This is a genomic window from Streptococcus sp. Marseille-Q3604 (assembly GCF_916619785.1).
Classification (GTDB): domain Bacteria; phylum Bacillota; class Bacilli; order Lactobacillales; family Streptococcaceae; genus Streptococcus.
This window is the reverse complement of record NZ_CAKAKM010000001.1, coordinates 812,963-825,115: the sequence shown is the minus strand read 5'-3', so window position 1 is coordinate 825,115 and position 12,153 is coordinate 812,963. Positions and strand designations below refer to the sequence as shown.

Annotated in this window: 7 protein-coding genes; 6 read left to right on the top strand and 1 reads right to left on the bottom strand. The window is 42.6% G+C overall.

Translation table 11 applies throughout. The features are described from left to right. Positions 1-131: 131 nt before the first annotated feature. From LG375_RS03375 to LG375_RS03360, 4 genes are all read left to right on the top strand, one after another. The gene (locus tag LG375_RS03375) at positions 132-2,537 is read left to right on the top strand and encodes a glycogen/starch/alpha-glucan phosphorylase (protein ID WP_225745295.1); all 2,406 of its coding nucleotides are present in this window, start codon (positions 132-134) and stop codon (positions 2,535-2,537) included. Positions 2,538-2,749: 212 nt separating this feature from the next. Then, positions 2,750-3,310 (top strand): GNAT family N-acetyltransferase, encoded by a 561-nt coding sequence (locus tag LG375_RS03370; protein ID WP_022496317.1) that lies wholly within the window; start codon positions 2,750-2,752, stop codon positions 3,308-3,310. A gap of 105 nt (positions 3,311-3,415) precedes the next feature. Then, on the top strand, positions 3,416-4,945 hold the full coding sequence (locus LG375_RS03365) for a DUF1310 family protein (RefSeq protein WP_225745294.1): 1,530 nt from the start codon (positions 3,416-3,418) through the stop codon (positions 4,943-4,945). Continuing rightward, positions 4,926-5,522: a hypothetical protein gene (locus LG375_RS03360; protein WP_225745293.1), complete on the top strand. Its 597-nt coding sequence runs from the start codon at positions 4,926-4,928 to the stop codon at positions 5,520-5,522. The genes LG375_RS03365 and LG375_RS03360 overlap by 20 nt, the downstream gene beginning before the upstream one ends. Before the next feature lie 61 nt (positions 5,523-5,583). On the opposite strand, the gene gshAB is transcribed toward LG375_RS03360, so the two are convergent. Beyond that, positions 5,584-7,848 (bottom strand): bifunctional glutamate--cysteine ligase GshA/glutathione synthetase GshB, encoded by a 2,265-nt coding sequence (gene gshAB / locus LG375_RS03355; protein ID WP_225745292.1) that lies wholly within the window; start codon positions 7,846-7,848, stop codon positions 5,584-5,586. A 697-nt stretch (positions 7,849-8,545) separates the two neighbouring features. Here gshAB and LG375_RS03350 point away from each other — a divergent pair. Then, the gene (locus LG375_RS03350) at positions 8,546-10,291 is read left to right on the top strand and encodes an ABC transporter ATP-binding protein (protein WP_225745291.1); all 1,746 of its coding nucleotides are present in this window, start codon (positions 8,546-8,548) and stop codon (positions 10,289-10,291) included. Further along, a complete protein-coding gene (locus LG375_RS03345) occupies positions 10,281-12,149 on the top strand; it encodes an ABC transporter ATP-binding protein (protein ID WP_225745290.1) in 1,869 nt (622 codons plus the stop codon). The genes LG375_RS03350 and LG375_RS03345 overlap by 11 nt, the downstream gene beginning before the upstream one ends. Positions 12,150-12,153 lie beyond the last annotated feature (4 nt).

The window sequence follows — 12,153 nt, the reverse complement described above, 5'->3', positions numbered from 1 at the left end:
TTTGAAATATCTGTTTCGAATCTTGTCTGGCAAGGTTTGGAAGTTTGAGTAAAATTTCCAATTCCCTCTTATCTGAATAGATACCTGTAAGAAGTGTATTGAAGATAAGGAAGTAGTAAGAAAGGATTTCTATGCAACTCGAAAATTTAACAAAAGAACAATTCATCCGTGACTTTAAGGATACTCTCCATCAAGAGCAGTTGATTAAAGTTGCTAAGGCCACACCAACGGAGATTTTTACTGCCTTGGCTGGTTTGATCCGTAAATATTACACAAATACATGGATTGAACGTAACCATGCACTTTCAGATAATCAAGAAAAGATTGCTTACTACTTCTCGATTGAATTTCTTCCAGGTCGTATGTTGGAAACTAACCTTCTCAACCTTGGTATTCTTGACCTTGTTAAAGAGGGATTCGCAGAACTTGATATTGACTTCCGTGAAGTTGTAGAAGCTGAGCATGATATGGCACTTGGTAATGGTGGTCTTGGTCGTTTGGCTGCTGCCTTCATGGATTCGCTTGCGACTACTGGTTATCCAGGTTTTGGTAATGGTCTTCGTTACCGTTACGGACTTTTCAAACAACGTATTGTGGATGGTTACCAAGTGGAATTACCAGATGGTTGGTTTGGTTCTACAGGTAATGTTTGGGAAACACGTAAAGACCACGATATTGTCTATGTGAAACTCTTTGGTGATGTGGTTCTTGAAAGCAATGAAGATGGTCGCTTTGTCCCAACTTATAAGAATGCTCAAGTCCTTCGTGCCGTACCTTATGATGTGCCGCAAATTGGTTATAAGAATGGTGTGATTAACAACCTTCGTCTTTGGGATGTAGAAATTCCTGAAGAATACGAATTGGATTATCCTACGCTTGATGCACGTCGTCGTGTGAAAGATATTACTGCTATTCTTTATCCAGATGATTCAACGATTAAAGGTAAAGAATTGCGTTTGGTTCAAGAGTACTTCATGACAAGTGCCGGTCTCCAAACAATCATTAAATCTTACCTCAAGATGGGCTTGCCATTGAAAGATATCCACGAAAAAGTATCTGTTCACATCAATGATACCCACCCTGCGGTTGCACCAGCTGAATTCATGCGTCTTCTCCTTGATGAATATGGTCTTTCATGGGAAGATGCTTGGAATGCGACTGTTAAAACTATGAGCTACACTAACCACACTATTCTTCAAGAAGCCCTTGAAAAATGGGATCAACAGCTCTTCAAACGTGTCCTTCCACGTGTTTACCAAATCATCTTGGAAATCGACAACCGTTACATCGCTGAAATGGCTGGACGTGGCGTTGCTGCAGATGTTATCGAACGTACTCGTATCGTGAAGGATAACCAAGTGCATATGGCTAACTTGGCGATTATTGGTGGTCATTCAGTCAACGGGGTTGCCAAACTCCACACAGAACTTCTCAAAGAAGATACCCTTCACGACTTCTATACTATTTATCCTGAAAAATTCAATAACAAGACAAATGGTATCGTTCAACGTCGTTGGACACAAATTGCAGCTCCTGAACTTTCAGCAGCAATTGATGACGTGATTGGTGACGGTTGGCGTAACGACATCCATGAGCTTGAAAATCTTACAACCTACTTGGATGACAAGGAAGTATTGAACCAGTTCTATCAAGTTAAGAAAACTGCTAAACAACGTTTGGCAGACTACATCAAGGAAACAACAGGCGTAGAAGTGTCTACAGATGCTATCTTTGATGTTCAAGTGAAACGTCTTCACGCGTACAAACGTCAATTGCTTAACCTCCTTCACATTATCAAACTTTATTGGGATCTTAAAGATAACCCAGATAAAGACATGGTACCACGTGTATTCATCTTTGGTGCCAAAGCTGCGCCTGGTTATCACTTCGCTAAATCTGTTATCAAACTCATCAACGAAGTTGCCAATCTTGTTAACAATGATGAAAGCCTTCAAGGAAAACTTAAAGTTGTCTTCCTAGAAAACTACCGTGTAAGCCTTGCAGAACTCATCATTCCAGCAGCAGATGTCTCTGAACAAATCTCATTGGCTTCTAAAGAAGCATCTGGTACTTCAAACATGAAATTCATGATGACTGGTGCTATCACCTTGGCAACACTTGACGGTGCCAACATTGAAATCAAGGATGAAGTAGGCGATGAGAATGTTGTCATCTTCGGTATGGACAAGGACGAAGTTTATGAACATTATGCACGTCACGATTACTACTCTCGTGCAGTTTATGAGAATAACCCAGTCGTTCGTCGTGTCGTTGATACCTTTGTTAACGGTACGATTCCAAATGCTCAAGCTGAAGGTACTGAAATCTATGAAGCCCTCATCACCCACAACGATGAGTACTTCCTCTTGGAAGACTTCGCCGCTTATGTAGAAGCTCAAGAGAAAATCGATGCGCTTTATCGTGATCATGACAAGTGGGCACGCATGAGCTTGGCAAATATTGCTAAATCTCATAAGTTCACTTCAGATGATACGATTACAGAGTATGCTAAAGAAATTTGGAAATTGAAAAAATAGGCGATAGCTTATGAATCACAAAAAGACAAAGGCTAGAAATGGTCGTTGTCTTTTTATTTTTTTAGAAGAGGGGTGTCATAGACAGCCCAAAAGCATTTATAAATGGCAAGAGAAGTTTATCTGCAGATCTATCTTAGCCCTTGAAACTTGCACTTGCTTATCAAGGTGTTATAATAACCCATAGGTATAAGCATCAAAAAGGGGGAAAATACATGGCTTTACGCAGCCAATTAATTACTAAGGAGTTTCCAGAATTAGATAGGGTAGAGCGCTTAAATAACGAGGCCTTCCCAGAAGAAGAACGTATTCCATTAAGTGAGTTTTTACAATTGGATGGTCGTGATGATTATCATTTCTTTGCCTTTTATGACGAGGATGATTTTGTTGGATTTGCCTCAGTTCTCTACAATGCCAAAGTTTTTTATGTGAGTTTCTTTGCCATCGTTCCTCAAATGAGGAGTCATGGCTACGGAAGTGAGATTATTGATAAACTGGTGGACTTTTATGGACCATCTCGGTCTATGGTCTTGGAAGTAGAGCGCTTGGATGAACCAAATGACAATCCTGAGCAACGTGAGGCACGTTGGGATTTCTATAAGCGTAATGGGTTCAAGACTTCCAATGCTTTCTTGGAATACGAAGGTTTGAGTTTTGAGATTCTCTATCGTGGAGATCACTTTGACGAAGAAGCCTACAGAGAGATATTCCGCAAACTTCAGGAAAATGCTTATTTTGACTTCAGTATTAAACATCGTCGCTTGAGTGATTTATAAACAATCAAACCAAACAGGTCTTAATCGACCTGTTTTTCATTTGTTTTCAGCTTTTGCCAATCGTTTTCAGAATATTTTGTCCTCCTATGCTATAATGGAAGTACTATGAAGAAAGTAATTTTACAGTATCTAGCAAGTGCTCTGACTGTAATCCTTATACTTGGTCTTGTGGTCTTCAACAGACAGCGAAATCACTCTCTGGTAAAGAAGGTCAAAGACCCTGAGATTTCCTATATCTATAAGGATTCTTTGGAAAATCTAGATAGACTGGCCCTTTGCCAGGCTGGGATTATCCAATCCTATCAACTCGATTCTTTGTCTGTTAGGAAGGAAGATGGAAAGATTCACCTCGTTCTCCATATCAATCATTCCTATGATATGCAGGTAAATCTTGTCCTAAAGTCTGATATCTACGGTGATTTGTCTGTGGTTCAAGCGACGCCATCAAAGGCTTTGAAGCTAGCCTTGGAGGACGAGTCTTATCAGAAACGGTTGACCTTAATTTCGCAAAAGGCAGATGCTATTATATCTCGTGATCACTGGGATCAAGGCATTAAACCGGCCTATGTGGCTCAGGTCAGAAGTAAGATGAAGAAGACTTCTTTGAACCAGTTGGAAAAGGTTCTGCAAGAAATTGACCAAGAAAGCAAGGAAGTGGGCTCGGATACCTATACAGCCTTTTTCCAAGCTTCTCAACTGCCTAATCACGACAAGCTCAATTTGGTTATGGAGCACATGCAGGTTTATGTGGATAAGTACCAGTTTCTCCAGTTAGGGAAGTCAGGTTATAAATTTTCCAAAAAGCTAGAGCCAACCAGCGCTTTTTACAGTTACTTCCGCGAGGCTATTATGGAGACTTATCAGACGGATTTAGGACTGGGCGAGGATGAGTTGGGTATCAAGCTCCACCTTTTTAGGTCTTGGATTGATAAGCAGTCCATGGACTATATTAGGACCAACTACAAGGGCAAGACGGATTTAGACAAGCTTCTGGCTTACAGCAAGGACAAGAAGATTAAGTTGGATTATACTACAGGTGCTTCCTATCATAATCGAAGCTTGGGAGACTTTACCTATCCAGAGAACATGAAAATTCAGCTACCTCAGACCAGTGTCATGGGACCTTACGGTGTCAGCAATTCCCGCTTTATTGAATTTATTGTCAATATGGATACAGGGAAATTTGTTTCTGAGTGGAATGTCTACAAGAAAAGGAAAGACGGTAGTATCGACTCTAATCCTAAGCATTACAAGATTGAAGATGGTGCTGACATTGCTGATACGGACTCTGCTAACTACGGCCTATCTAAGGGATTAAATGCTGACTTACCAGCCTATCTCAATAATAGCCATACCTATCTCGATGTTCGTCACCCTGCGGATAATGCGATTAGACGCAAGATGGTTAGAAAGTGGAAAAATGCCAAGAATGTCTTAAATGGTGGGCGCTATGCTGATATTGTTAAAAAAGGAGGCTTGAAAGACCTTGAAACATGGAGACAAGTTAAAGCTGAAGACCGGCTCCAGGTCTATAATGCTTACCTTGATTATATTCGCTCTCATCTTGTGCTTAATGGGTTTGACAGCTTTTACCAAGAAACCTACAAGCCCCAAGGTGGAGACAAAAAAGACTGAAACCCTTGATAGTGTTCTTGTCGCTAAGAATTTCTATCGTGTAAGGGATGCTTATGCCATCAAGCTCTACGGACAGGATGAGGGGATGTCCTTTGATGTGGCTGGCCAAAGGCTTTTTGGATCAAACATTGCTATTAAGGATGGCCTATTATATGGCGCTAGTCTTGGGGACTTAACCATTGAGGCTTATTTTCAAGGGGAGGTGTCCTACCTTTTAGAGGCTACCCAGAAGCTCCCAGTGGACAAAAATCGCATAAAAGCTAATCACTATAGTCAGGACATTGTTCTGAATAAGGTCTGGTCTAGTCTGGAAGGCCAAGAGACCTCCAACAGTATCATCACTCAGTTTCAGGATAAGACCCTACTCAAGCTGCGGATCAGCTACAACAAGGATTTCCTTCCGACTAAGATTCAAGGTTTTTACAATAGCCAAACCTATAATGGCTGGCGGGACCTCTTTTACATAGATTATCCATATAGTAATCAGGAAGCCTTCAATCAGGCTCAAGATGCCTATATACAACACATCCAGTACATGGAAACGCATCCTGAGGAAGAAGCAGGAGAGTTTGGTTAATAAAGCAAAATCACCTTTATCTCGAGATAAAGGTGATTTGTTTGTTCCTAAGAATTAGGTTTTAGGTTTGACTTGTGGTAACTTCTGGAAAAAGCTTGTCTAGGATTTTTGGAGTGATAGCTTGTCCAGGACCTTCAGCACAATAGGTGTGCATATACATAGAGGGATTGAAGTTGAGCTCGATACAAGTGCAATGAGGTTTTTCCTTGCTAGCAGGCTGAGTTTTATCTGGAATGATGAGGTCAACCCCGCAAGCCCAGGCCCCCATGCTAGTCGCCATAGCTGCAGCTAATTCTTGATAGGATGAATCCATGGTCTCAGTGACATCAATAGAGTCACCACCCGTAGAGATGTTGGAGTTACGGCGGAGATTGACCTTTTTCCCTTCTGGGAGAATATCATCAGGTGCATAACCTTGCTGAGTCAACATCAATTGTTCGATGTCTCCTAGCTCAATGATTTCCAGCGGTGAGCGGTGGTCACGGCCTCGCAATGGGTTGGCATTTTTCTGAGCGACTAATTCACGAATGGTGTGTTTGCCATCACCGACAACATTAGCAGCGACACGAAGGAGAACAGCCTCACAACGCCCGTCCAGAATGAAGAAACGGTATTCGGTTCCTGGGATAAATTCTTCAACAAGAACAGCTGTATCTTCTGCAAAGGCAATCTCGAGGGCTTTCTTATAGTTATCAAGGCTGGCAGGCTCTTGGAAAATGGAAATGCCCAGACCGAAGTTGGTTGATTTTGGTTTAACCACAATTTGCTTGCCCTTGATAAGAGGATAGTAGGCTAGACCTTGTTCTAGACTGGTAAATTCGTCGCCGGCAGGGACAGGGAAGCCAGCATCAGCCAGGATTTTTTTGGTCACGGTTTTATTAGCCATGGCAAGAGGAACTACATAGTTGTCTTTTGAGGTCATGTTACCATTTTTGACGTACTCAACATGATCTTTATGCCAGAGTTTAAGGAATTGATCCTGCTCATCTAGGATTTCAAAATGAAGCCCTTTTTGAATGGCATCAAAGAGCAGCATCTGGGTAGAAAGTTCCATCTCCTCATAACCCTTAAGGGCATAGTGGGCAGTCCAGTCGTAATCATGATAGGCAAGCGCCTTGTCAAGGGCAAAGTCAGCAAGGGACTTGTCTTTGATATGAGGAAGAAGTTGAGCAGCTAGTGTCTGACTAGGATCTGCAAAGGCATCTTTAACTTGTTTGACCAAACCTTGATGATAGTCACCAAGCCCAAAATGTTGCACCAGTTGGTCTAGAGCTGTCGTAATGTTCTGAGTTTCAGCTTCAGAAGGTAGAGGTTCTAAAGGATGAGAGAGGGCAATTTCTTCATTCAGCGCGTGACCTTGAGCTAGAGCCTGATCAACATTTTCAGGGGCATCCAGCCAGAGGAAGGTTAGAAGGAGTAGGTGTACGGTATCCATGGTATTTTGGCTAATACCGATACGCTCAAAGGGGTTGAGGTCGAAGTTACGGAATTCCATGTAGGTGATTCCCTTGTCAAGGAAGGAGCGATTAACCTTTTGTCCACGGAAACGAACAGCCGAGTAAAATTCTTTCTCCGCAATCAAATCACCTTGTTCGATATAGTTTTCGATGGCAGAGACATAGTCCTCTAGGCTTGAAAAGGATACTTGGATTTCTTCCTTATTGACATAACCATGGTCGCTGTTTCGGAAGGAACGCACGGGTTCTGGCACTTCTTGGTCGAAGAAGCCTTGCTCAGCAACAGGTGCAGCACCAAAGAGATAGGTAATCACCCAACGATAGCGCAAATAGTTCTGAGCCAGCTTAAGATAGAGGGCGTTTTTGAAAGCAATTATATCAATCTGGTCACTTTCTTGGAATAGGGCCTCAACCAAATCTTTCCCTAGTTCCATATTATAGTGGATACCTGAGATAGCTTGTAGTTTAGTTCCGTATTTTTCGGCCAGGTAGTTACGATAATGGCGTTCAAATTCATTTTCCAGTTGGGCAACTTGGATTTCTTGGGCGTTGATACGAGGAGGCATGGACAAGGGCCAGAGAAGTTCATCTTTACTGATGGAACGTCCAGCTACATCGGTAATGGCTCCAAGAAGTCGGCGAGCCTCAGTGGTAGATTTAGCAACTGGTGTGATGAGTTCCATCTGAAACTCACAAAAATCTGTTTGAATATAAGGGTGGAAACTTCGAGCTCCTAGGCGGGAAGGGTGAGGCGTATGTGCTAATTTTCCCTGTCTATCGACACGAAGACTTTCGCGTTCAATTCCAAAGTTAGCTTGAAGGATAGGGCTAGTAGGCTCCAGCTTTTGAAGCAGTTGATTTATAGTCATAGAGTCACCTTTTCATCTAATGTTAGTGATAGTCTATTATAAATAGGAGAAGAAAACAACTTTCCGCTACGGTTAAGGGCAATTTCCGAATGTTTTAGATAAGAATCCTTAAAACCAGTTGCTTTTTAGCTCTATTATATGCAAAAATTGTAAAATATTCACTGATTTTTATGTAAAATGTTATTTCTCTTGCAATTTAAATCAAATTAGCCTATACTAATGACGTATATATAAGAATGAAAGAATCCCTAGGGTCTGCCCTCAGGGGCTTTTGTGTGCTCTCAAAAGGGTGTAACCGTTCTTTTATAGATAAAGGATGAGCGTTAAGAGTAGCTTTCCGACAGTATGCTCTGCCCAAAAGCGATGCTTTCGCCGTGATGGATTACAGGACTAGCTTATATCTATCAATGCCTGAAACACGCTCTGCTCAGGGCAGGCGATATTTTTCGCCGTGGTAGGGGTCATCCTGAACCTATTTGCACTTGTTCGAAGTTGCTCACGATTCGACAGCTCGCTCTGCCCAAAAGCGATGCTTTCGCCGTGATGATATTCCTATAACTGCAGAAGCAGTTATAGGAAGCGGAGTTATCGAGACTTTGGCTCGATAACTAGTCATGGAACGACTGAGTCGGTCGCTGACGTCCGCCATCACTCAAGAAAGCATCAAAAAAGAAAAACAAATTAAACGGAGGTAATTATGTTTCAAACCCTTATCCCCCAGATAAAGGAATACAAGAAACCCTCAATCCTAGCGTCCGTCTTTATGACACTAGAAGTCATGTTTGAGATTTCCATTCCCTTTGTCATGGCTAATCTTTTGGACAAAGGTGTCCAGCAATCCAACATGTCTAACATTTGGCTCTACGGTGGCCTCATGCTGGTCTGCGCCTTTCTATCACTATTCTGCGGCATGCAGTCGGCTCGCTATGCAGCTTTTGCCTCTGCTGGATTTGCCAAGAATCTACGTCAGGCCATTTTCAAAAAGGTTCAAACTTTCTCTTTTGAAAATATCGATAAGTTCTCAGCTGGTGGTTTGGTGACACGTATGATGACAGATGTTACCAACGTGCAGAACTCTTATCAGATGATTATCCGTGTCTGTGTGCGTGCACCACTTAACCTGATTTTTGCTATTGCAGCAAGTTTCTTGATTAATGCTGAAATGGCTTGGATTTTTGTTGGTGTAACGATCTTCCTTGGTGTGGTTTTGGCCATTATTACCAAAATCGTATATCCTCTTTTTACTCAAGTATTTGAGGCTTATGACAACCTTAACAACAGTATCAAGGAAAATATCACCAACATGCGTGTGGTGAAATCCTATGTTAAAGAGCAGGAAGAGACTGACAAATTTAAGAAGGCCTCACGTCGTATTTACAAGATGTTCATGCGTGCCATTCGTGTAGTTATCATGTCTAACCCAGCTATGATGTTGTCTATGTATGCGTCCTTCCTTATGATTTCCTGGTTTGGTGCCCATCTCATCGTTGGTGGTAGCTTAACTACAGGGGAATTGACTTCGATGTTCAGTTACACCATGACCATCCTCATGTCACTCATGATGTTCATGATGATTTTTGTCATGTTGTCTATCTCTACAGCATCTGTTGAACGTATTGATGAAGTTCTTAGCACTGAAGCCACCATTGTTTCACCTGAAAATGGTTTAACAGAAGTTGCAGATGGTTCTATCAGCTTTGATCATGTGGATTTCTCATACGCGGATGAAAATGGTGACAAGACCCATGTCCTCAAAGATATCACTTTGGATATTAAGTCTGGTGAAGTTATTGGTATCCTTGGTGGAACGGGTTCAGGTAAATCAAGCTTGGTTCAGCTGATTCCTCGCCTTTATGATGTGGAAGAAGGTCAGGTTAGGGTTGCCGGGCATGATGTTAAGGACTATGATTTGGATAGCTTACGTAAGCAAGTTGCCATGGTCCTTCAAACCAATGTCCTTTTCTCAGGAACCATTAAAGAAAATATGCGTTGGGGAAATAAACAGGCAACAGATGAGGAAATCATTGAAGCTTGTAAGATTGCCCAAGCTGATGAATTTATCCAAGAGTTTAAGGATGGCTATGATACCAAGATTGAACGTGGTGGAGCCAATGTCTCAGGGGGACAACGTCAACGTCTTTGTATCGCACGTGCCCTTCTCATGAATCCGAAAATCTTGATTTTGGATGATTCGACATCGGCAGTCGATACCAAGACAGATAGTTTGATTCGTCAAGGCTTCGCTTCAAGTCTTAAGGACACGACCAAAATCATCATCGGTCAACGTATTTCATCTATCCAAGATGCCGACCGTATCATCGTCATGAATGATGGTCGTATCGATGCTATTGGTACTCATGACGACTTGGTGGCTAATAATGCTATCTATCGTGAGGTTTACAAGATGCAAACACAAGGGAAAGGAGTAGCAGATGCAGAATAAGAAAAAAGCTAATTGGGGCTCTCTAGCACGTCTTCTACGCTTTTTGTGGCAAGACTACAAACTTTCACTTAGTATTGCCTTTGTCCTCATTGTTGTTGCTTCTTTGGCAACGGTTAATTTGACGGCTTCGATTCAGTCCTTGGTGGACGTTTACGTTCAACCCATGCTCAAATCTGGTAGTCATGATTTTGGGCCACTGTTACGTTTCTTGACGTCAGTTGGGGTCTTTTGTCTTATCGGTGTGGTTGCCAACTATGTGGCCTCCCTCCTCATGGCGACGATTTCACAAGATTCCCTGCGTTCCCTTCGTAATCAGCTTTTTGCTCGTATGCAAAAGCTTCCGATTCGCTACTTTGATGCTCACCAACACGGTGACATCATGTCTATTTACACCAACGATATCGATGCCCTTCGTCAGGCTGTTGAGCAGTCTATTCCGCAGTTGTTACAAACGGCCATTACCCTTATCGGGGTGACTGTAACCATGCTTACGGTTAGCCCTCTCCTCTTTATCGTGGTCCTAGTCATGGTAGGCATCATGTTTATGGTCATCAAAAATGTATCAGCCAAATCAGGTCGTTACTTCGGTGAACAACAAAAGAACCTAGGGATTGAGAATGGTTTTATCGAAGAAATGATGTCAGGTCAAAAGGTAGTCAAGGCCTTCGTCCACGAAGAAGAAAGTATGGCTGACTTTGACAAGATTAATGAACAACTCTTTGAATCGTCATATTTAGCCAATCGCTATGCCAATGTTCTCATGCCAATTCTTGGGAACTTAGGAAATGTTTCCTTTGTTTTGACTGCCTTGGTTGGTGGCCTCTTTGCCCTTAATGGTGTCGGTGGCTTGACTATTGGTGGTCTCATGGCCTTCCTACAATTGAACCGTTCCTTCAACGGCCCAATTACTCAGGTTTCTCAACAACTTAACTTTGTCCTTATGGCCCTTGCTGGTGCTGACCGTATCTTTGACCTTTTGGATGAAGCAGAAGAAGTTGACCAAGGTAAGGTCACTTTGGTCAACTACGAATTGGTAGACGGTCAGATGGTTGTGACAGACAAGAAAACCAACCACTGGGCTTGGAAGCACCCACGTCCAAATGGTGACTACGAGTTGGCCGAGTTGGTCGGAAATGTGGTCTTCCAAGACGTTGATTTCTCTTACGATGGTAAGAAACAAATTCTTCATGGCGTTAACCTCTATGCAGACAAGGGGCAAAAGGTAGCCTTTGTCGGTGCGACAGGTGCTGGTAAGACGACTATTACCAACTTGATTAACCGTTTCTACGACATCCAATCTGGCGTGATTACCTATGATGGAATTGATGTCAAATTGATTGAAAAAGATTCTCTTCGCCGATCACTTGGTATCGTGCTTCAGGATACCCATCTCTTCACAGGGACTATTGCTGAAAATATTGCCTACGGCCGTGCGGATGCGACGCGCGAGGAAATTCTTGAAGCTGCTCGTATTGCTAACGTGGATTCCTTTGTTCAACATCTGGACAATGGTTACGACACTGTTCTTACAGACGATGGTGCAGGCTTGTCTAATGGTCAACGACAGCTGATTGCCATTGCGCGTGCTGCCCTTGCCAATGCACCGGTCCTCATCCTTGATGAAGCGACATCCTCTATTGACTCTCGTACCGAAAAAATGGTGCAAGAGGGGATGGACCGACTCATGGAAGGACGCACGGTCTTTGTTATCGCCCACCGTCTTTCAACCATCGTTAACTCTGACGTTATCATGGTTATGGACCACGGACGTATCATTGAACGTGGTGACCATGACAGCCTTATGGAGCAAGGTGGCACTTACTACCGACTCTATACTGGTGGTCTTGAAATTGATTAACATT